Origin of the sequence: Pseudomonas sp. CCI4.2, assembly GCF_034350045.1 — a bacterium.
In the GTDB taxonomy this organism is placed as follows: Bacteria; Pseudomonadota; Gammaproteobacteria; order Pseudomonadales; family Pseudomonadaceae; genus Aquipseudomonas.
Genome location: NZ_CP133781.1, coordinates 176,190 through 197,140, shown reverse-complemented (window position 1 = coordinate 197,140; position 20,951 = coordinate 176,190). Strand labels below are relative to the sequence as shown.

Below are 20,951 nucleotides of genomic sequence, written 5' to 3'. Positions count from 1 at the left end.
GGCCTTCTCACGGGCGTAAAGCCAAAGGCCGGCGGGTGAATATCATTAGCGGCTAGCGACGGGCGGTTTGACCCACACCGGTGACAAGTCACTGCCGGTTCCGGTGACATACAGCACGGCGGCTTCACCACGCTCCAGGGCAACCGGTTTCAGGTCGCTGACTTTCTTGTCGCCTTGGTACAGCGCCAGGCTGACTTTCACCGGGTTAATCTCGCGATCGCCACGGCCTTTTGCGGCGACGGCGGTGACCACATCGGTCTTGCCATCAGCGGTTTTCAGGGTCAGCGGCTTGTCACTGAGGTTCTGCACCCGAACCAAGGATTTCTGTTTGTTCTTGAACGGCGGCTCTTCCACCAATTGCGGTGTGCCACTGGTGTTGCTGACCAGGGTGTAATAGTGGTCGCTGGCCAATTTCACCGGTACGGTCTGGCTGCCGACTTTGGCGCTGTAATCGCCTTGGGGCATGAAGCTGAACGCGCTGCTGGACAGCGGGGCTACTTCGCTCATGGCGGTGTTGCCGACGCTGGCGCTGACTTCGGCATTGCTGGCGTTGTAGACCCGAATAAAGGTCGAGCCTTTTGGTGCGGTCGGACCGTACAGCGCAGAGTCGCCACCGGCGAAAGCTTGCGCCGATAACAGGCTGATACCGGCGACCAGTGCGCAGGATTTCAGCAGACGTTTGGTCGACGTGGTTGTAGCAAAACGTAGCGCAGTTGTTTGCAGGATCATGATGAGTTCCTCTCAGTTTTGTGCCCGGTGGGGCGACTCGGCGTTGTTGGCGGTGAGTGCCAGATTTTGTTGGGGATCACGGGCCTTTTTCAGCTCAGCGATCCACTGCGGATCGAACTCGCCAAGGTCGTTATGGGCAGGCAGGTAACGCTCCGGGAATTCCCAGATCAGGACTTGGGGCGGGCTGTTTTTAAAGGCATCGGTTTGCAGATACTTGAGCATCGGCAAGATCGGGCCATGGCCGTCTTCGGCGTAATTGACCACGTCGCTGTGCAGCGCTTGTTTCAACGCGCCGAGGAAATTCCAGTTTGGGTTGGCGCTGTAGCTGGTACCGACCAAGACCACCGGAACATCGGTGCTGGCGAACAATTCATCGTCGCTGGACGTTTGAGTGGGCACGGGATTGGTGCTGCGTTGCTGCAGGTCATCGGGCGTGGGCAGCAGGTCACTGAACAGTGGGTCCAGCGGTAAGAAAGTAGTCAAGTCGCCTTTGTAGGGCGCGGTTTCTTTGGTTTCGGTAATGAAGCGTTCCGGCTCACCGCTTAACGGTGTGTCAGCGGCAATGGTTGCGCCTAGACGTTGCGCAACCACCTCGGCGCCCATGGGGGTCCAATGGGTGTCGGTGCGCAGGAACACGGGCCCGGTTTGTTTCGCGGTCTGCAAGGGTTGCAACAGATCCGGCGCGAGAATCCCGGCCTGAGCCACTTGACTATGAAACTGCTGATACAGATCGGTGTGCAGCGCGGCCGGGTAGTTGGCGCCCAAGTGCTCCGGGTACAAGCGGGTTTTTGCCGGAACGATCGCCAACACCAGTTGCGTGCCCTGTTTTTTCAACGCATCGCGCACGCCTTGAATCAGCGCCAGATTGTCCGCCTCGTTCTGCGCGCCGTTGGCCACTGGGTTGAATTCTTCATCGCTGTACAGCCATTGATCACTGCCCAGCACCACGCCGGGACGGCCTTCGTTGAACAGCTTGAAATCCAGCGCTGCCCAGAGGTTGGTGCCCAGACGCTTGATCGGAAACTGACCGTCGTAATGGACCTCGGCGGCTTTGGTCCAGCGACCGTTGAGCACAGTGGTCTCAGCGGAGGTCGAGAAGCTGGCAAAGCTGCGCAGCGACCAAGCCCCCAGCGCCAGCAAGATGCCGAGAAACAGGGCGATGTAGAGGATACGAAATGATCGGGTCATGGCCGGCACCTCAAAACTGGAAGTAGAGGAACGGCGAGAAACTCTGCGCCGAAAGTTTGAGGATCGAGGCCACGAACATCAGCAACACCGCACCGCGCATGGCATAACGCGGCCAATCAGCGACCCAGAACGCGGGTTGCACTTGGGCGTCGGTGCCAACGGTGAACCCTGGCAGGTGAATGTCGTTGGGCTGGTCGCCGGGCACCGCTTTGATCAGTCCCGGTTGCATCGAGGCTTTTTCGGGTTTGGTTCGGTTGGCGTAAAAATCTCTCAGGCCGAAGAAGGCCAAGGTCATGTAGGCCACCCCCAGCGTTGCCATCTGTAAGCCGGTGACGCTGGCGCGGTTGAGTTCCGACAGGTGCCAGTCACCGAAGCCGAACATCGCGCCGTACATCCGTGCGGCAACGTGAAGGTTTTCCGAGCGGAAAATCACCCAGCCCATGATCACCAGCAAGAAGGTCAGTGCCCAACGGATGGGATTGAAGGTGCGTGCGGACGTGTTGAGGCCCAGCGCTTTTTCAATGGCCAACCACATGCCGTGCCACGCGCCCCAAACGATGTAGGTGATGTTGGCGCCGTGCCACAGACCACCAAGCAGCATGGTCAGAAACAGGTTGCGGTAGGTGGTTATGGTGCCGCCCCGGTTGCCGCCGAGGGTGATGTACAAGTAGTCGCGCAGCCAGGTGGACAAGCTGATGTGCCAGCGGCGCCAGAACTCGGTGATCGACTGGCTTACGTAGGGCTGCTTGAAGTTTTCCATGAAGCGGAAACCCATCATCAAGCCCAAACCAATGGCCATGTCGCTGTAGCCGGAGAAGTCGAAATACAGCTGCGCGGTGTAGGCCAACGCACCGAGCCAGGCATCGCCAGTGGTGGGGTGGAGCAGGGCGAAACTGTGATCTGCGACCACCGCCAGGGTATCGGCGATGAACACTTTCTTGATGAAGCCCTGCATGAAGCGCGTGGCGCCCTCGGAGAATTTATCGAGGGTATGGGTGCGGTTATTGAACTGGTCCGCCAAGTCGCGAAAGCGCAATACCGGGCCGGCAATCAGGTGCGGAAAGATCGCGACGAAGGCGGCGAAATCGATCAGGTTGCGGGTGGCCGGGGTGTCGCCACGGTAGACGTCAATGATGTAGCTGATGGATTCGAAGATGTAGAACGAGATCCCGATGGGCAGCAACACGTGGGTCAGGATGAACGGCTCAAGCCCCAACGAGGTCATGAGTGCGTTGATGCTCTCGACGCCGAAGTTGGCGTATTTGAAGTAGCCCAAGATGCCTAGGTCTACTACCACTCCGGCTAGCAGCCAGCGTTGCGCCGGTTTGGTTCGAACGCCCGCGGCGCCGACTTTGAGGCCGATCCAGTAATTCCACAGCGTCACGCCGACGAACAAGGCGAGGAAGTCCACTCGCCACCAGGCATAAAACGCGTAGCTGGCAATCAGCAGCAGCAAGTTGCGATAGCGTAATCCGCTCAAGTAATACAAACCGAGGAACACCGGCAAGAACAAGAACAGGAACACGTTGGATGAGAACACCATCTCAAACCCCTCCGTTGGTCCAACAGTAAGGAGCGCAAAGCCCCCCCAAACCCCCCATAAAAAAATGGGGGGTATTGCGTATCAACGCATAAACCGAGGCGCACCCTTCGCAGGCAAGCCTGCTCCCACAGAACCTTGGTTAACCTAGGTTTTGTGCCTGACACATAACCTGTGGGACTAGGCAAGCTGCTCCCACAGAACTTTGGTTAACTCAGGTTTTGTGCCTGACACATAACCCGTGGGAGCAGGCTTGCCTGAGAAAGCGTCCGTCCGGATTTACGTACCTTTGTTGCCTTTCTCATGCGCCGGGTCGTACACCCTTGTGACATCGCCGCCCAACCGGAACGCTTTGAACGGTTCCATCGCATGTTTGCGGTCCAGCACGTCCGGGGCGCAGGTGTAGAGCGAGCAGTAGGGTTCTAGCCACGAGAATTTGCTGTCGACCTTCAGGTCAGTCATGTCCTGCTCTTCGCCGCTGCGTTGGGCGAAGCTGCTGTTGTCTTTCACGCCGTTGAGTACCCGATCACCCAGGCGCTGCAATGCGCCGTTGTTTTCCGGGCGCAGGTCGACGCCGTTGGCTTGGGCGAAACTGGCGATCATGGCCAGCGGTGGCAGGGCGTAGTTGTGGTACGCCAAGGCGCGCTGTTTGCGCTTGACCTCATTGGGCAAGAAGCCGTCTTTGTCGATCTGATTGGCGGCAACCCGGAATTCTTTCACCGACCAATCAAACAGGTCGCGGCGGTTAGTTGCGATCGAGGTGGCCATCACTGACCACGCGGCCCAGTAGGTATGGTTGTTGTTCTTGTCCAACGGCAAGTTGTCCCAATCGCTGACCACTTGATCCGCCAATTTGCTGAACCAGGCTTCGATGATTTTCTCTTGCTCCGGGTGCGCGGCCATTGGCTGCGAGCTGGAGAACTTCAAGTGCAAGTAAGACGACGACATGCTGCCCAACGCCCATTTGCGCATGGACTTGCCGGTATGGTTGAACTCCGTGGATTCCAGCGCACCGGCATTGGCCCAGGTGGTCAACAGCGTCAGGGCGCAATCGAGCTGTTCCGGGCGACCGTCACGCATGTACTGCATGACGATTTTTGCCGTGTCGCGTTCGATTTTGGTGATGTCGTGAGTGCCGTCTTTGAAGGCTTTGTCCGAATCGGCGTTGAAGGTCGAACGCGATTTGTCCGAACCTTCGTACTTACTGCGAAACACCAGCTTGTCTGTGTACGGTTTGGGCATCGCATCACAACTAAACGAGCCGCTGCCGCTTTTGGCTTTTTCGATGCCGGCCATATAACCCTGGGGTGGCATCAGCGATTGGGCTGCCGAAGCCGCGTCGGTGGCAGCCAACAGGGCCGCGCCGAGCAGTGCCGGTAGCATCAGTTTTCGAGTCAGTTTTCCAGTGTGCATAAAGACCTCATAACCCGGCTTGCGCAGTGGATTGCACGCGCCCTGGGAACACATTGCGTTTGCAGATTTTCGCTTCGACTTGCTGTGGCGCAGCACCCGCTTGCGGGCCCTGTACCTCTACGGCGAGCAATTGCTGGTCAGCCCAGTCCTTGTCGTCGCGCAGTTCGAAGGCGAAGCGCCCGTCGGTATCGGATGTCGTCGGTTTTTCGATTTTCAGGTCTTCGTGCCGGCCATTCATGTACCAAAGCCGGGCGTGCAAGTCCTTCACCGAGGTGTCGGCGAATTTGATATCGACCTGATTACTGCCGTTGCGTACGTCCTTGATTCCGTTGGTGCCATTGACCAGTAACTCATTGGCGCCGGTTTTCAGGGTGGTGCTGGTGGTCATGATGGCGGTCTTGCCTTCACAGCCGTTGCCCAGCATCGACATCATTTGCCGGTAGATCGTCTCTTGGTCGAGGCGGTACAGCGGCGAGAACTCCCAAATCAGGATTTTCGGCGGCTTTTTCTGGAAGTCGTCGCTGCCCAGGTATTGCAACATCGAGCCTTCCAGACCGCCGCCGGGGAAGGCCACGTTGAGAATATCGGCACCGATGTACTCTTCGAGAAAACCGGAGAAGTTGTAGTTTTTGCCGCTGTGGCTGGTGCCGACCAGGGTAATTTCCGGGTTGCCGGCGTCGCCGAACAAATCGCCATCCGCGGCTTCGCCTTTAGGCTCGGTGACGAATTGGTCCATGTACTGAATCGCGTAACTGGTGCCGCACAACTGCCCGGCCATGTTGTGCAGGGTGCCGGTTTTACCCATGCGCCCGGACAAATGACTTTCGAACTCGCGGCGCGCAATGCCAGCGAATTCAGGCACTTTCTTCACGGTCTCGGCGACGATCTTGGCGGTGCGCTGAGCGCCATAGGGCGTCCAGTGCTGGTCGCCCCGGAAGTAGAAATCGTGGGCCTGTTGCTCATTGGTCAAGGGCGACAAGTCCGGCACCCAGTAGCCCATGGCGCTGAACCGGCCGAGCATTGCCTGGTAGTTTTTCAGGGCTTTTTCATAGTCGAATTTGTCGCGTTCGGCGGGGAACAATTTGTTGCGATCCACCAGGCCGCGGGTTGGCTGATAAACCACCACCAGCTCGACGCCTTTGCTCTTGAACGCGTCGTGCAGTTCTTTCATCCGGCGGTAGCCTTGCGGTGTGGTGTCGAACTCGGTACGTAAATCTTCCTGGGTCCGAAACAACCAGTCACCTTGAGCCTGCACCAGCGTGGTGAAGTTCTGCTGATAGCGGGTGGTGTAGTTTTTTGCGTCCAAGGCTTGGGGGCACAGGTTGCAGCAGGTGTCGGCGGTGAACGTCGGGGCGTGCGTATCGTCGGCCTGGGCACCGCCCGAGGCCGCCAGCAATGCAGCGGCGAAACCGGAAAGGCCCAAGAGCCGAGGTAGCTTGAATAACGTGATCAACTGAGCGTGCATAGGTTCTTCCTCAATCCCGGAGTTCGGTTTGGCGTTCGACCGGGTCGATCAACACGGCTTTTTTCTGGCGGACCATCAGGTCGAGAATTTCGTCCTGACGTTCACCGAGAATGCCGTTGAAGCTGATGCCGCTGGTTTTGGTCGGGGCGAGCATAGAGACCCGATACAGCTCAACGCTCAGCGGCGATGCAATGGACAGCGGGCCTGAACCGTTGGCCGCGAGTTCGCCGCCCACCACAATCAGCGACACCTTGGTATCAAAGGGGTCGAGGTCGATGTCGCGGTCGGTATCGCTCAGGTCTTTGATGTGCCCATAGACACCCATCAAACCGTTGGCCATGGCGATGTTTTCGTATAGCCGGATGTTCACGCTGTTGCGCACCCGAATTCCGTGGCGGCGATTTTTGATCACGCGGTTGCCCCACAGCAGGTTGTCGCCGCTCTCGTACAAGGTGATGCCGTCGGTGTGGTTCTGGTAAATCTCGTTATATGCGATCAGGTTGTTGATGCTGTTACGGTCGATCACCAGTCCCGACAGGTTGTTGTCGTAGCTGCGGTTATTGAAGATGAAGCTGTCGTTGACCTCACGGGAAATAATGATCCCGTGCTTTTTGTGGGTGCCGTACACCGTATTGTCGGCAATGATCAGCCCATGGGAGCGGTCGTGGGGGTCAATCCCATAAACGATGTTGTCGCGGTAGGTGTTGCCCTTGATCACCACGTCCCGGGCTTCGTAGCAGTAGAAGCCGTACCACATGTCCGAGAACTCCGAGCCGATGATCCAGCCGGTCGGTTGTGCACGCTTCATGACGGCAGCCATGTTCGGCGTGTATTGGGAAATACTCACCCCGTACGACTTGCTGTTGTTGTAGCCCAAGCTGCTGACCTTGGTGTTGACGATGTAAGTCTCGGTGCCGCCCCAGGACAGCAAGAACGGCCGAAATTCGGTCGGCGTACGAAACGTCGCCGGGCCGTTGTCCGCTTCGCGCCAGCCGGTGATTTTGGTGTCATGGGCAAACAACATGCCGTCGTTGATCAAGAACGCGCCGGACTCTTGAGACAGGTGCAATTGGCGGGTCTTGCCGTCGATCTCAAGAATGCCTTTGTGCCCCACCACGATGGGTAACTTGGCGAGAAACACGCCGGGGGAGGTTTCGCTGAAATACTGCTTGGGCAAACTTTTGGTCAGATCACGCAGGTTCACGTAGCCGTCTTCGATAAAGATCGCCTGGGGAATGCCGTGCTGGCGGGCGACCCATTCCTCCATCTTGTTATCGCCGCCGATGAAGTCCTTGAGCGCGTCCTGCTCCATCATTCGCCGGACTTTGACCTTGCCGATTTTGCTGCGGACGATTTTTTTCGCCACGGCTTCGGCGGTGTAGCCGGTGAGGCTGGGCAGTTTCGGCTTGGCCAATTCCAGCGGGCCAATGGGCGCATCGGTCACCGTGTAAGTTTTGGCCTGTAGCAATTCCTTGACCTGTTTCAGCGGTGCCGCTGCGGGTTCGTCGGCAGCAAAGGCGGCTGCACTGCTCAGCAGTAACGCGCTGACGAGCAGGCCTATGGCGCTTTTGGTATGGACATTATTCATCGCATCGCTCCCTTCGCGGCTTGCATCAGAAGCGCCAGATGACGTCGATAAAGGCGCGGTGCATGTACGAATCCACGCCGCTGCCATAGGCGTCGCCCGGTTTGAACACGCCACCGCGCAAACGCACCAGTGCTGACGGTTCGTTGATGGACTGGCTAAGCCCGGCAGGCAACAGGCCCTGTTTGAAATACTTGGTGACCACCAGGTCCATTTCCTGTCCAAGGTCTTTTCGGCCATCCATCAGCGGCAGCGAGGTGCTTGATTCCACGCCACCTTGAGCGTCGTAGGTGTTGTCGACGGCGTCGATGCCGTCGCTGCCGACGGGCTTATTGCCGTCCACTCGCCAGAACTTGTGGTAGATCAGGCTGGCGTCATATTCGTCGCGCAACATCCAGGAGCCGAATAAGGTGGCGCTTTGAATGTTGTTCATTTCGCCACGAAACGCTTCACCGAAACGATGGACTCGTGCCTGAGTGCCGGTGAAGGTGGAGCGGTTACTTTGCAGACCGTTTTGTTCGTAGTCGCCACTGGCGCGGGCATAGGCCGCACCGACTTGCCAGTTCGGGTCCAGACGCAGACGCAAGCCCAAGTCGGTGGCCCAACCGTTGACGTCGCCGCTGCGTTTGTCGCCGGCGGTTACCACGCCGTTTTCAGTGTGTGGACTGATGGAATCACGGTCGCCGGTGAGCCCGGTCAGGCTGGCCCAATAGTTGACGGTGTTGGTGTTACGGGCGTTGTAAGCGTCGCTGTTGGCTTCGATGCCGAGCCAGGTCAAATCGCCGTTTTCGGTCTTGTCCAACGAGTCAGTCTGATCAAGGCCGGTCTTCAGTTTGCCGTCATCGTGGGTGTGATGAACCCGCAAGCCAGCCCATTGCCCCGGCATCCATTGGGTGGAAATGTCGCCATAGACATGCAGCCGATCCTTGTCTCTGGGCGACAGCTCGCTGATGTCGGTGCGGTACTCGCTGAAGCGTTCTGCCGCGCCTAGGTGGGCGCGTAACAAGGTGGTGTCGAAGTTCCAGTTCACGGCTTCGATGTTGGTGTCGCGCCACATGCCGTCGTCGTTGCGCAGGCGTTGACGACCCAGGCGCAGTTGCTCGCCCGGATACGGTGTGAAGCCTTTGTAGCCGATCCAGAACTCGCGCAAGGCCAAATAGCTCTTGTCCGGTTTACGCTTATCGCTGCTGTTGTCGGCGTCGTCGGTTTTTTGCAGGGTGTCGGTTTCGATAATGTCGGTCGAGGTCACGGCCTGACCCATGACGTAACCGCTCCAATCACCGCGCTCGCCGTAGGCCCAAGGGCGAAGGTCGAGACCGAGGCCGTTAACATCGCCGCCGCCTCGGGTACCTAAGTCGCGGTCGTCTTCGGACTGGCCGGTGACTTTAACTTCGAGGCCGAAGTTCTTGGTTTCAGTCATGTCGGCGGCCAAGGCAGACGTGGCCGAGAGCAGAGAGATACTCAGGCCCAATCCAGCGGTCATCCAGGAATTCAACTTCATAGGGCTTCCTCGCCATCTACTTGCTGCAATGCACTCAGGGCGCGTGCGTTCTGAGTGGTCGTGCCGCGCAGTTGTTGCTCTTGTTGCAACAGGCGTTGCGCGTCGGCGTGTTGTGCAGGCGGTAGTTGTTCGTTGAGTTGCTGAGCGAGATCGGTGGCTTCGGGTGTGCCTTGGGCCAGCGCCAATTGGCTGAACACGTAGGCATTGAGCAGATTTGGCTGGGTGCCACGGCCTTGGGAAAACAGCTGCGCTAGCGCGTAGTCGGCGCTGTTTTGGCCTCCGCGTGCGGCGATCAGCAATTGGTCGACGGCTTTTTGCGGATCGACTTTGCCGACGTATCCACGGCGATAGATCTGGCCCAAGTAATAGTGCGCGGCGACTTCGCTGCCCTCGGCTTTTTTCAGGTGGGCTTCGGCGACTTTGGCGTCTGGCAACACCCATTTGCCTTCGTAATACAGCTTGCCCAACAGCAGTTCGGCGCGGGGTTGATCCGCCGCCCGACCGTTGTTCAGGTATTCCATCATCTTGTTTACGTCGCCCAGTTCGGGGAAGTCATAAAGCAGTTTTGCCAAGGTCACCCAGGAAATCGGATAACCCGGCGCCACGCCTTCCAACAGGCGTTGCGCGGTTTTTTCGTCGGGCTTGCCCAGGTCGGCATCGCTCAATACGCGGGCCACGCCATCGACCCGTTGCGAGGACACTTTGCCAGTGGCGTGCGCCGCTTCCAGTTGCACGATTAAGGCGGTCTGTTGCTCGACCTGTGCGCGCTTTTGGTAAACAGTGGCCAGTTCGACGTAGCAAATATCGGTGGCGATCAGTGCGGCTTTGCACAGGCGTTCGACGTCATCGAGGTGTTGGTCGTAGGTGTTCTGGGTGCGATAGAGCAGCACTTGCGCCAGGTTGGCTTCCGGGTAACGCGCTGCCGTCCACTGATCGATTTTTTTCTGCGCGTTAACGTTGGGGAAACTTTGCGGGAATTGCAGGTAGAGCATTGCCAGTGGAATCAAGGTGCCGCCTTCGCCCGTAGCAAAGGCTTTTTTCAGCAGGCCTTCGGCTTCATGGTGCTCGGCTTCGGTCGCATCAGGACGCGCCACCAACAACCGACCCAATCGCGCTTGGGCCCGTGGCGAGGTATCAGCCGCCGCGCGGTAAGTGGCCTCGGCCAACTTGAGTTGTTCCGGGTCGTGGGTTTCCACCTGAATATCGGCCAGCCCCACTTGGGCATCGCTATAACCCAGGTCGGCCAGTTGCCGATAATTCTGGGTCGCCAAAGCGGTGTCACCGCGTTTGAGCGCTTCATTGGCCAAGCGCTGATCGGGCAGGTTGATACAACCGCTGAGGCCAATCGCGACCGCCAGGCCCAGCATCGTCGGGGTCGACAGGGTTTTTAGCGGACTTAGAGGGCGGGCCATGATCAGAGACCTGCTGCCGTGGCTTTGTCGATCAGCCAGTTCAACGACGGACCATGGTCGCTGGTGACTTCCACCGGGCGGCCGGACAAACTGCTGCTCAGGGCTTCATCCGGCTTGATCCGCACGCGGATGTCGGTGGACAAGTCGACGCTGCTCAAGTTGGCGCTGCTGATGATCTTGCCGCCGCGAAGGGTATCGTCGCCAGCCACTTGGAAGTTCACGCGAGCGCCGGGACGTACGTCGGCGAATTGGCGATAGGTGAAACGCGCTTCGATGTCGGCTTGGGTGTTGCGTGGCACGAGTTGGAAAATCACCGCGCCTTTGCCGGCGAACTGGCCATCCGGGATCAGTTGCTTGGCGACCACGCAATCACACGGGCTGGTCAAGGTGCCGCTGAGCTGGCGGGCGAACAGCTCTTCGATTTTTGCCGGTTGCAGCTCAGTGTCTGCCAAATGGTCTTTGAGCATTTCCAGCATGCTGGTATTGAACGAGGCGAGCGGGGCACCTTTGGCCACCACTCCGTCGATGCCTATCAAGCTTTGCACGGTGCCTTCTCGGGGCATCGTCACGTCAAGGCTGGCAACGCTGACCACGCCAGCCGTTGCATGGCTGACGAAGTACAAACCGTAGACCGACTTGAAGATGAAACCGAACGCGACCAGACCGACGACGAAAATGCCGGCGCTGAAGGTCACGGCTCTGACTCGTGCAAAGGCCGACATGCCGCCGCCGCTGCCTTTTTGCTTGCGCGCCTTGGTGAAGTTATCGCGCTGCAAGGTAGCAAGCACTTCGCCCATGGTCACGATGTCGCCGCTCAAGTGCGAGGTGATCAAGTGGCGCAGCGTGGCGATGTCTTGCTGTTCCAGGTTCTGGAATTGGCAGCCGACGCGGCCGGTCACGGCGTCCACCGAACGGACTTGCAATTCAATGTCCATGGCCAGGCCAAGGTTGTCGACCAGGAATTGCAAACGCCCTTTGATGACGTCGCCAATGCAGGGTTTCTGATGGTGGGGCGCGAGGTAACTCAAGCCGCCGGCAGACAGATCTTCAACCCGTACCAGCGGTGCATTGGGCTGCCCGTTGAGCAAGCGCAGCTTCGCGGGAATTTTGATCCGGGCGTGCTGGCGCTGGGCTTCTGATTCGTGCACAACATTGGCATTCACGGCGGTATTCATGGCGTAGCTCCTACTAAATTGATTTGATCCATCGGCCCGCTCACACCATCCCCAGCAGCACCGCAACGAACACGCTGCCAGCCGAGAACGTCATGGTTCGGGACGACCATGTATTGAACCAACGTTGAAAGCTGGCCAGGTCGCGAGTGAGTTTGGTGTCCTGGCGGGTCCAGGACTGTTGATCCAGGCGGAAGAACACGTAGATCTTCACCAGCGCGCCGACGATCTGGTTGTAATAGAGAATCACTGGGTAGGCAGGGCCGATCCGGTGGCCAGTGCAGGACAGCAGCAGGGTCAAAATCAAGCGGGTCAGGCCAATCCACAGCAGATAAACCAGGATGAACGTCACGCCGTATTTGCAGCTGGCAATCACGGCGACGGTCAGGCCAAGAATCGAGGTCCACATCGATACCCGCTGGTCGAACAGCACCACGCTGGTGAACCACCCGAGGCGTCGTACCCCCAGGCCCAAGGCCCGTGAGTTCTGACGCAAATTGTTGCCGTACCAGCGAAACATCAGTTTGCGGCTGGCTTTGAGGAAGCTCTTTTCCGGTGGGTGCTCAACCGTATTGATCGCCGCATCCGGCACGTAGAAAGTGTCGTAGCCCAGACGCATCAGGCTGAACCAACTGGACTTGTCATCGCCGGTAAGAAACTTGAAGGTGCCCAGGCGCCAATGCTCCAGGGAGTCGCTTTCGACGTCAGCAATGAAATCCGGGTTGGTCACCACTTCAGCGCGGAACACCGACATCCGACCGGTCATGGTCAGCACGCGCTTGGAGAGGGCCATGGAACACATGTTGAGGTGGCGCTGAGCGAAGCGCAGTTTGTGCCACTGGGCCATGATGTAGCCGCCGCGCACTTCGCAAAATTCATTGGTGGTCAGGCCGCCGACGTTGCCGAACAGCTGGAACCAGGGCACGGTTTTACGCACCACACCGGGGCTGAGCACGGTGTCACCATCGATCACCGCAACTACGGCGCGGGCATCGGGCAAGTGCCGGGAAATCGCCCGGAAGCCGAAGGCCAGTCCGTCACGTTTGCCGGTACCGGCGATGCGCACGAAGTCCAGTTTCACGTGCTCTGGCGGGTTGAGCCTGGCCCACATGCTCTTGACCAATAGCTCGTCGGACATTTCCACCAACGAACACACCACGGTGGTCGGGTAACCGCAGTCAATGGCTTCCTGAATCACCGAGCGGTACACCTGCGCGGTGGTCAGGGCGTCAATTCGAAAGCTGGTAACCATCAGGAACACATGGGACGGGTCGCCCGCTGCGCCCAACGTACGAACTTTGCGGCGCAAGTGCGGATAAACCACGTACAGAAACAACATGCCGCGCACAAAGTGCGTGGCACCCATGGAGTAGCGCCAGATGCCGACAAAGCCAATCAAGAACAGGAAGTCCTTCGACTGTGGGTCGAAGATACTGGTGGGCAATGCCAGTGCGATGCCCATCAATAAACTGAGATAGAACAGCCAACCGGCAGCCTGAAGGAGCCCGTGCTTTAGCGTGTGCATAATCTGCATCCGTATCGGGAATGGTAAGAGCGAACCGTGGTTCTGTAGGCGCCAACGTGTTGGCGAAGCAATCTAAAGCTCGCCAACACGTTGGCTCCTACAGGTTTGTCGTTACCAGCAAATCCCTTCGATGCGGCCACTTTCGCTGGTGGCGTTGGTCATGAAACCAACCAGGTCGATGACCTGTTTGCCTGCGGGGGCTTTGTCGGCCAAGGCGCGGAACCTCTCATCGCGGTTGCCCAGAATGATCACGTCGGAATGGTTGATCACGTCTTCGAAGTTTGAGTTGAGCAAGGACGAGACGTGGGGGATCTTCGACTCGATGTATTCCTTGTTCGCGCCGTGCATACGGGCGTATTCGACATTGGTGTCGTAGATGCTCAGGTCGTAACCCTTGCCGATCAACATCTCCGCCAGGTCAACCAGCGGGCTTTCACGCAGGTCGTCGGTGCCGGCTTTGAAGCTCAAGCCAAGCAGGGCGATTTTGCGTTTGTCGTGGCTGGTGATGATGTCGAAGGCGTTTTGCACCTGGGAAACGTTGCTGCGCATCAGCGAGTTGAGCAGGGGCGCTTCAACGTCCAACGAACCTGCACGGTAGGTCAGGGCGCGCACGTCTTTGGGCAGGCAAGAGCCACCAAAGGCGAAGCCGGGACGCATGTAGTACTGGGAGAGGTTGAGGGTTTTGTCTTGGCAGACCACTTCCATCACTTCCCTGCCATCGACGCCGACCGCTTTGGCGATGTTGCCGATTTCGTTGGCGAAGGTCACTTTGGTGGCGTGCCAGACGTTGCAGGTGTACTTGATCATCTCGGCAACAGCGATGTCCTTGCGGATGATCGGCGCGTCGAGTTCCTCGTACAGGGTTTGCAGCACATCACCAGACGCGGTGTCGAACTCGCCGATGACGGTCATGGGCGGTTGATCGTAGTCTTTGATCGCTGTGCTTTCGCGCAGGAATTCAGGGTTTACCGCCACGCCAAAGTCGATGCCGGCTTTCTTGCCGGAACAGTCTTCGAGGATCGGAATAACGACGTTGGCGACGGTGCCGGGCAACACGGTGCTGCGCACGACAATGGTGTGGCGAGTGGTTTTATCACGCAGGACAAAGCCAATTTCACGGCAGACGGATTCAATGTAATCGAGCTCCAAATCGCCATTTTTCTTGCTCGGTGTACCCACACAAATCATCGATAGATCAGTGTCGCGAATAGCAGCAGCAAAATCAGTAGTGCCTCTTAGTTTTCCGGTCTTAATCCCTAGTGCCAGCAGTTCTTCCAGTCCAGGTTCAACTATGGGCGAGTGGCCATTGTTAATCAGATCAATCTTGGCGCTTGAAATATCCACCCCAACTACATCGTGACCGCGGGCAGACAGGCAGCCGGCACATACCGCGCCGACATAGCCTAAACCAAAGATGCTAATACGCATCGTAATCTCCTTGTTCATTCACGCCATAATTGGCTGGTAAGTAGGTGTCCAGCAGAAATCATCCGCTCAGCAGTGAGCGGCTATAGAAGTCGCGCTGTTGAACGTCGGCATTTTTCAAAGTGTGAGTGCCCGCAAAGGCTGACTCAAGAATACGTAAAACGGGCGAAAATGGCCTGTATTCAGGCTCTTACCCATTTAGAGAGGTGCTTCTCCCGTTCTTTGGCGTGACGGGGAATGCGCGTGTCTCCTGATGCTATCCATCGACTACGATAACGCTGCTTAGAAAGGATAACTTAACTTCCTTGATCGTCCCGCCGCTGTGTAAGAGAAGACTTACGTCGCAGACAATAATTGTTACGGAAGGTAAGAGCTTATAAGTTATATATTAGTTCCTGAGCGGGTTCACCTATTTCTGCCCAGTGGCAGTGTGCCAAGTGCGCGAAGTAGAGCCTGCGCAATGATGGCCTTTTTAGTTTAAGCCTTAGTTAGCGGGTAGTTGGGACTAAAGGATGTTTATAGGCCACTACTTAAAATGAGGTGTGAGGCGAGGGCGAAATAAGTCATAAATAATGTTGTGCAGCTTAGAGTCTTTAAATTTAGGTTGTTTTATTGGCGTCAAATAGTCGGCATGCTTTAGGCTCGGATTGGCCTATTGGCGCGTATCGCGGTCCATCGCGCTCCCACGCTTAAATATCGATGTGCTTGCCAGGCGTGTCACTCGGTAGGTGTGTCCCGTAGAAATACCAATGTGTCGGTTTTCGAGTGGGCTGGGCTGTAGTGATAGCCGTGGGCATCAAATTGCTTGAGTGCTTCGGGGGTATTGATCTGCTCCTTGATCACAAACCGGCTCATCATGCCCCGGGCTTTCTTGGCGTAGAAGCTGATGATTTTGTACTGGCCGTTCTTCAGGTCACGGAATTGGGTATTGATGATTCGCGCGTTGAGTGCCGAGCGTTTCACCGCCGAGAAGTACTCGTTGGACGCCAGGTTGAGCAGCAGGTCATCGCCTTGTTCGAGTAACGCCTGGTTTAACCATTCACTGATCTGTGTACCCCAGAACGCATACAGGTCTTTGCCGCGAGCGTTGGCCAGTTTGGTGCCCATCTCCAGCCGATACGGTTGCATCAGGTCCAGTGGACGCAACAGACCATACAGACCCGAGAGCATCCGCAGATGGTCTTGGGCATAAGTGAAATCCGCGTCGGTGAAATTTTCTGCCTGCAGCCCGGTGTAGACATCACCTTTGAACGCCAGCAACGCCTGCTTGGCGTTTTCAGGGGTGAAGTCAGGTGTCCAACTGCCAAAGCGGGCGGCATTAAGGCCGGAGAGCTTGTCTGACAGGTGCATCAAATCGGCGATTTGCGCGGGGGCCAACTCACGCAGTTGGACGATCAGTTCTTGAGAGTGGTCCAGGTACTGCGGCTGGGTGAAGCGCTTCGTGACCGAAGGTGTCTCGAAGTCGAGGGTTTTAGCCGGGGAAATCACCATCAGCATAAAGTTGTCTCCTGTAATCGTGGGCGCGATTCTAGGGGGTGATGAGGGTGGACTCCAGTGGCACCTATCAAGCGGGAGCGAATTTATTCGCGAAGCCGGCCGCGCGGTCAACCGGATACACCGCGCCGTTCCTTTCGCGAATGAATTCGCTCCCATAGGGGTTTCGGATTTACCCGTTGTCTGTGGCGCGAACTCATTCACGAAGGCAGGTTATAGTGCGCCGCGAGCTATTTCTGGGGATCTGATTGTGCGCATTGTTTTTTTTATTTCGGCCTGTCTGTTCTGGCTCAACGCCCACGCCGCTGGCCCGGTGCCGCTGGCGACGATTAACCGCAGCTTTTGGCCGGAACAATTGACCACCCCAGCGTTGTTTGATGTCGCGTCGCGTGCCGAAATCCTGGCGTTTGCCCATGCGTTGATTGCCAGTGAAGCCCAAGATGAAGCCGCTCTCAAGGTGCGACTGGGTCTGAGGAAGATCAACATGGTGTCGCTGAACCTGATCCGCCAGCGCTTTTGGACGCGATTGTTGGAGAACTATCAATTTGCCCAACGAAGCTGCGAAGAAGACGCTTCGTTCTGTGTGTTAGTTGATGACATGGAGACGCTGCGTGAACAAGCCACCAAGTTTGTGATCGCCGATGACTCGTTCTACGCCGCCTGGGATCTCCCCAGTCATGCTTTTCAAGAGCGTTACCTGACCGAGTTGCTGCACATGGCAGCGCTGTTTCCGCTGACCAGCAGCGAGATCGAACGCTATAACTCCGACGAACTGACCGGCGATGAACTTGGGGATCGCACGTTCCTGCTCAGCTTCAACAGCGGCCCGACCGTGGTCGATGGGACGACCGACTGGCTGACTGATTACCTGCGTCAGCGCAAACTCAATGCCACGTTCTTCGTGCTGGGGAAAACCTTCCAGACACGCCAAAACGAAACTTCGGCGGCCGATGTGCAGGCGTTGTACAAACAACAATGTGTGGGATCCGAGGGGTGGCAATACCGTTCGCACAGCCAATGGGTCGATTGGCAAAGCTCGGTGACGCGCAGCGCGGTGTTGTTACAGCAGGCGCTGCCAGACGATTACATACCTTTGTTCCGGCCGCCCTATGGCCAACGTCGTGCCGACAGCGCCGAGTTCTTCCGTGCTCAGGGTTTGAAGGTGTCGTTGTGGAATATCGATTCAGAAGACTGGAGCCGTGAGATCACGGCCGATCAGACGGGTCAGCGGGTGTTGACGTTGATGTTGCTATGGCGGCGCGGGGTGATCGTGTTCCATGACACCAACAACAAAATCGAAACCGCATTGCCCTGGTTGCTCGCCAACACCGCACAAAGTGGACTCCAATGGCAGGATTGCCACGGTTATCCCTGAGAGGTCCGCTGGACAAGGCGTGCAATCCATTTGAGTGGAACGCGAAAGAGGGTTTTTTGCGGTCATTCGGGTCAGGCGGACTTCGGACTTTAACGGTGCTTGAGGGTCCCGCCAAGGGCTATTCGTCACACCGCAAAATAAACTTCAAAAAAGTGTCAAAGAGCTTCTTACTGTCATGCCTTTTGCGGTATTACCACTGTAGATCGCCGAAACCTGCAACACAGGTGGCGTCATCCCAGACCCATCTTGAGCATGTCTCCTCTGTCCGAAGAGGAGAGTTCGGCGGCCTTACCGTGGCGCAGCACTGTGTGGTATTGCGTCGCTTAGCTCCTAAAAAAGGTGAGCGAGTATGGATGATCACGGACGCACCCCTTCCTCTAACCAGCCAATCATGTACGTGCTTGATACCAACGTATTGATCCATGATCCAAACGCTTTGCTGAATTTCGAAGAACATCACGTCACCATCCCCATGACCGTTCTTGAAGAGCTGGACAAGCTCAAGGCGGGCAAACACTCCGTCGCTGCCGAATGCCGTCAAGCCATTCGACTGATCGACAAAACATTAGGCGGCGCAACACCAGAGGAGGTTGAGTTAGGCGTACCGATTGATCGCGGCACCGGTATCTGCAAAGGCTTTCTATCGATTCTCATGAACAAGCGTCATGAGCCCAATAGCCTGTTACCTGAGCATCTGAACGACAACATCATCATCAACCAATTGATCGACCTGCATGCGCGCGACAAGGATTTGCGCCTGGTGCTGGTGACCAAGGACATCAACATGCGCCTCAAGGCGCGGGCGTGTGGGATCGCCTCGGAGGACTACAGCACTGATCAACTGGTCGACGACGTTTCCATGTTGTCGCGTGGATATCACACCATGACGGGCTCATTTTGGGACCGCGTCAGCAAGGTTGAAACCCGGCAAGATCACGGGCGCACTTGGCACCGCGTGCAGCTCACCGATAATCTTCCTGCGGTACACATCAACGAGTTCATCATTGATGCACAAGGTTTTGTGGGCTGGATCAAAGGCATCAAAGCCGATGAATTGCTGATTCTGGACATGCACCAAGAACCCTTGCTGCATCAAGAAGCCTGGGGCCTCAAACCGCGCGACATCTATCAGGGCCTGGCACTGTTTGCGCTGCTTGATCCGGACATTCACTTGGTCAACCTGTCGGGCGCGGCCGGTTCCGGTAAAACCATTCTCGCGTTGGCCGCAGCTATCGAGCAAACCATGGTCAGTAAGCGCTATCGCCGCATCATCGCGACCCGTAGCGTGCAAGGGCTGGATCAGGAGATCGGTTTCCTGCCGGGCACCGAAGCCGAGAAAATGGAGCCTTGGCTGGGCGCCATCACCGACAACCTTGAAGCGCTGCACATGGATGACGAAAACACCCATGGCAGTGTCGACTACATCCTCAGCAAAGTGCCGTTGCAATTCAAATCCCTTAACTACATCCGAGGCCGCAGTTTCCAGCAAAGCCTGATCCTGATCGACGAATGCCAGAACCTGACCCCGCACCAGATGAAAACCATCATTACCCGTGCCGGTGCCGGTTCCAAAGTGGTGTGCCTAGGCAACCTGGCGCAAATCGATACGCCTTACCTGTCGGCCACCAGTTCTGGCCTTACTTACCTGACAGAGCGTTTCAAAGACTTCCCTAATGGGGTGCATATTTCTCTGCAAGGGGTGCCGCGCTCGATTCTGGCCGAATACGCGGAGAGTCATTTGTAAGAACGTTTGCTGGCAATGGAGGACCCCTGTGGGAGCGAATTCATTCGCGAAAGCGGCTTATCAGGCGCAAAAGAGGTATCGCCTGCACCGCCGTATTCGCGGATGAATCCGCTCCCACAGGTTTGTTAGCGTGCCCCATTTTAGGTTTACACTCCCCGCTCCTGCTCAGGAGTAACGTTGTGCTGACTCATCTCGATTCCCAAGGTCGCGCCAATATGGTCGACGTCACTGATAAAGACGTGACGTTCCGTGAAGCGGTGGCCGAAGCGTTTGTACGTATGCGCCCCGAAACCCTGCACATGATTGTCAGCGGCGGTCATCCCAAAGGGGATGTGTTTGCCGTGGCGCGCATTGCCGGTATTCAGGCGGCGAAGAAAACCTCTGATCTGATCCCGTTGTGCCACCCATTGATGCTGACTGGCATTAAAGTCGAGCTGAGCGCGGACGGTGAAGACGCAGTGCGGATCGTCGCCCGCTGCAAGCTTTCCGGGCAGACCGGAGTGGAAATGGAAGCGCTGACCGCCGCCAGCATCGCGGCGTTGACGATTTATGACATGTGTAAAGCGGTGGACCGAGGCATGGTCATTGAGAATGTACGGCTGTTGGAAAAACTTGGCGGTAAAAGCGGGCATTTTATTGCCGACGAAACGGGTGCTCAATGAGTACTCAGGTGTTGTATTTCGCCCGGTTTCGCGAAGTGTTAGGCCTGGACACTGAAACGGTGGAGGGCGAGTACACCAGCGTCCGAGCGCTGCGTGAGCATTTGATGTTGCGCGGTGGAGCCTGGCAAATCCTGGCTGAACAAAATCTGATGTGCGCGCGTAACGAAGAGCTGTGTCAACTCGACGAGCCGCTGATGTCAGGTGACGAAGTCGCGTTTTTCCCACCTGTGACCGGAGGCTGAACATGGCGATTCGGGTGCAGACAGCGGCGTTTGATCCGGGCCTGGAAGTCAACGCCTTACACGCGGCTAATGTGGGCGTCGGCGCGGTGGTCAGTTTTGTGGGCTATGTGCGTGATTTCAACGAAGGCCGGGAAGTGGCGGGGATGTTTCTTGAACATTATCCGGGCATGACCGAAAAAGCCTTGGCCAAGATCACGGCCGAAGCTGAGCAGCGCTGGCCGTTGCTGAAACTCGACGTGCTGCATCGAATTGGTGCGCTTGAACCGGGTGAGCCGATCGTGTTTGTGGGTGTCGCCAGTGCGCACCGGCAAGCGGCGTTCGATGCCTGTGCGTTCGTGATGGACTACTTGAAAACCCGAGCGCCGTTCTGGAAGAAAGAAAACACCCGTGACGGGCCGCGGTGGGTTGAAGGCCGGGACAGTGATCATGCGGCGGCGGGGCGTTGGGACAAGGCTTGAGGCAAACTCTGAATCTGATCA

At 57.2% G+C, this 20,951-nt stretch carries 17 protein-coding genes; 5 read left to right on the top strand and 12 right to left on the bottom strand.

Going from position 1 to position 20,951, the window contains the following annotated elements; all coding sequences use genetic code 11:
• Positions 1-45 precede the first annotated feature (45 nt).
• The 12 genes from RHM65_RS00880 to yaaA form a co-directional block, all read right to left on the bottom strand.
• The gene (locus RHM65_RS00880) at positions 46-729 is read right to left on the bottom strand and encodes an alginate O-acetyltransferase AlgF (RefSeq protein WP_322167822.1); all 684 of its coding nucleotides are present in this window, start codon (positions 727-729) and stop codon (positions 46-48) included.
• 12 nt (positions 730-741) lie between these two features.
• Positions 742-1,917, bottom strand: a complete 1,176-nt coding sequence (locus RHM65_RS00875; protein ID WP_322167823.1) for an alginate O-acetyltransferase — start codon at positions 1,915-1,917, stop codon at positions 742-744.
• A gap of 10 nt (positions 1,918-1,927) precedes the next feature.
• Positions 1,928-3,460: an MBOAT family protein gene (locus RHM65_RS00870; RefSeq protein ID WP_322167824.1), complete on the bottom strand. Its 1,533-nt coding sequence runs from the start codon at positions 3,458-3,460 to the stop codon at positions 1,928-1,930.
• Positions 3,461-3,736: 276 nt separating this feature from the next.
• A complete protein-coding gene (locus RHM65_RS00865; RefSeq protein ID WP_322167825.1) occupies positions 3,737-4,870 on the bottom strand; it encodes a mannuronate-specific alginate lyase in 1,134 nt (377 codons plus the stop codon).
• 7 nt (positions 4,871-4,877) lie between these two features.
• Positions 4,878-6,335, bottom strand: a complete 1,458-nt coding sequence (locus RHM65_RS00860; RefSeq protein WP_322167826.1) for an alginate O-acetyltransferase — start codon at positions 6,333-6,335, stop codon at positions 4,878-4,880.
• Positions 6,336-6,345: 10 nt separating this feature from the next.
• Positions 6,346-7,923 carry a mannuronan 5-epimerase AlgG gene (algG, locus tag RHM65_RS00855; RefSeq protein ID WP_322167827.1) on the bottom strand — a complete coding sequence of 526 codons (1,578 nt, stop codon included), beginning with the start codon at positions 7,921-7,923 and terminating at the stop codon, positions 6,346-6,348.
• 25 nt (positions 7,924-7,948) lie between these two features.
• The gene (locus RHM65_RS00850; RefSeq protein WP_322167828.1) at positions 7,949-9,421 is read right to left on the bottom strand and encodes an alginate export family protein; all 1,473 of its coding nucleotides are present in this window, start codon (positions 9,419-9,421) and stop codon (positions 7,949-7,951) included.
• On the bottom strand, positions 9,418-10,833 hold the full coding sequence (gene algK / locus RHM65_RS00845) for an alginate biosynthesis TPR repeat lipoprotein AlgK (protein ID WP_322167829.1): 1,416 nt from the start codon (positions 10,831-10,833) through the stop codon (positions 9,418-9,420). The genes RHM65_RS00850 and algK overlap by 4 nt, the downstream gene beginning before the upstream one ends.
• Positions 10,834-10,835: 2 nt before the next feature.
• Positions 10,836-12,008, bottom strand: coding sequence for a PilZ domain-containing protein (locus RHM65_RS00840; RefSeq protein ID WP_322167830.1), 1,173 nt, complete (start codon positions 12,006-12,008; stop codon positions 10,836-10,838).
• Positions 12,009-12,048: 40 nt separating this feature from the next.
• Complete coding sequence (alg8, locus tag RHM65_RS00835) at positions 12,049-13,533, bottom strand: mannuronan synthase (RefSeq protein WP_322170756.1); 1,485 nt, start codon at positions 13,531-13,533, stop codon at positions 12,049-12,051.
• A gap of 108 nt (positions 13,534-13,641) precedes the next feature.
• Complete coding sequence (locus tag RHM65_RS00830) at positions 13,642-14,958, bottom strand: UDP-glucose/GDP-mannose dehydrogenase family protein (protein ID WP_322167831.1); 1,317 nt, start codon at positions 14,956-14,958, stop codon at positions 13,642-13,644.
• A 714-nt stretch (positions 14,959-15,672) separates the two neighbouring features.
• A complete protein-coding gene (gene yaaA, locus RHM65_RS00825; protein ID WP_322167832.1) occupies positions 15,673-16,452 on the bottom strand; it encodes a peroxide stress protein YaaA in 780 nt (259 codons plus the stop codon).
• 247 nt (positions 16,453-16,699) lie between these two features.
• On the opposite strand from yaaA, the gene RHM65_RS00820 reads away from it, so the two are divergent.
• From RHM65_RS00820 to moaE, 5 genes are all read left to right on the top strand, one after another.
• Positions 16,700-17,824 (top strand): polysaccharide deacetylase family protein, encoded by a 1,125-nt coding sequence (locus RHM65_RS00820; RefSeq protein ID WP_322167833.1) that lies wholly within the window; start codon positions 16,700-16,702, stop codon positions 17,822-17,824.
• Positions 17,825-18,173: 349 nt separating this feature from the next.
• Positions 18,174-19,568, top strand: a complete 1,395-nt coding sequence (locus RHM65_RS00815; protein ID WP_322167834.1) for a PhoH family protein — start codon at positions 18,174-18,176, stop codon at positions 19,566-19,568.
• 179 nt (positions 19,569-19,747) lie between these two features.
• On the top strand, positions 19,748-20,230 hold the full coding sequence (moaC, locus tag RHM65_RS00810; RefSeq protein ID WP_322167835.1) for a cyclic pyranopterin monophosphate synthase MoaC: 483 nt from the start codon (positions 19,748-19,750) through the stop codon (positions 20,228-20,230).
• Positions 20,227-20,472, top strand: a complete 246-nt coding sequence (gene moaD / locus RHM65_RS00805; RefSeq protein WP_322167836.1) for a molybdopterin converting factor subunit 1 — start codon at positions 20,227-20,229, stop codon at positions 20,470-20,472. Before moaC ends, moaD begins: the two co-directional genes overlap by 4 nt.
• Positions 20,473-20,474: 2 nt before the next feature.
• Positions 20,475-20,930: a molybdopterin synthase catalytic subunit MoaE gene (gene moaE, locus RHM65_RS00800; protein ID WP_322167837.1), complete on the top strand. Its 456-nt coding sequence runs from the start codon at positions 20,475-20,477 to the stop codon at positions 20,928-20,930.
• Positions 20,931-20,951 lie beyond the last annotated feature (21 nt).

Excerpts from the sequence above, each read along its gene's own strand:
- RHM65_RS00850 (WP_322167828.1), bottom strand. The coding sequence starts at position 9,421 with ATGAAGTTGAATTCCTGGATGACCGCTGGATTGGGCCTGAGTATCTCT.
- RHM65_RS00865 (WP_322167825.1), bottom strand. The coding sequence starts at position 4,870 with ATGCACACTGGAAAACTGACTCGAAAACTGATGCTACCGGCACTGCTC.
- RHM65_RS00840 (WP_322167830.1), bottom strand. The coding sequence starts at position 12,008 with ATGAATACCGCCGTGAATGCCAATGTTGTGCACGAATCAGAAGCCCAG.
- yaaA (WP_322167832.1), bottom strand. The coding sequence starts at position 16,452 with ATGCTGATGGTGATTTCCCCGGCTAAAACCCTCGACTTCGAGACACCT.
- algG (WP_322167827.1), bottom strand. The coding sequence starts at position 7,923 with ATGAATAATGTCCATACCAAAAGCGCCATAGGCCTGCTCGTCAGCGCG.
- moaE (WP_322167837.1), top strand. The coding sequence starts at position 20,475 with ATGGCGATTCGGGTGCAGACAGCGGCGTTTGATCCGGGCCTGGAAGTC.
- RHM65_RS00870 (WP_322167824.1), bottom strand. The coding sequence starts at position 3,460 with ATGGTGTTCTCATCCAACGTGTTCCTGTTCTTGTTCTTGCCGGTGTTC.
- RHM65_RS00860 (WP_322167826.1), bottom strand. The coding sequence starts at position 6,335 with ATGCACGCTCAGTTGATCACGTTATTCAAGCTACCTCGGCTCTTGGGC.
- algK (WP_322167829.1), bottom strand. The coding sequence starts at position 10,833 with ATGGCCCGCCCTCTAAGTCCGCTAAAAACCCTGTCGACCCCGACGATG.
- RHM65_RS00875 (WP_322167823.1), bottom strand. The coding sequence starts at position 1,917 with ATGACCCGATCATTTCGTATCCTCTACATCGCCCTGTTTCTCGGCATC.
- RHM65_RS00815 (WP_322167834.1), top strand. The coding sequence starts at position 18,174 with ATGGATGATCACGGACGCACCCCTTCCTCTAACCAGCCAATCATGTAC.
- RHM65_RS00830 (WP_322167831.1), bottom strand. The coding sequence starts at position 14,958 with ATGCGTATTAGCATCTTTGGTTTAGGCTATGTCGGCGCGGTATGTGCC.
- RHM65_RS00880 (WP_322167822.1), bottom strand. The coding sequence starts at position 729 with ATGATCCTGCAAACAACTGCGCTACGTTTTGCTACAACCACGTCGACC.
- moaD (WP_322167836.1), top strand. The coding sequence starts at position 20,227 with ATGAGTACTCAGGTGTTGTATTTCGCCCGGTTTCGCGAAGTGTTAGGC.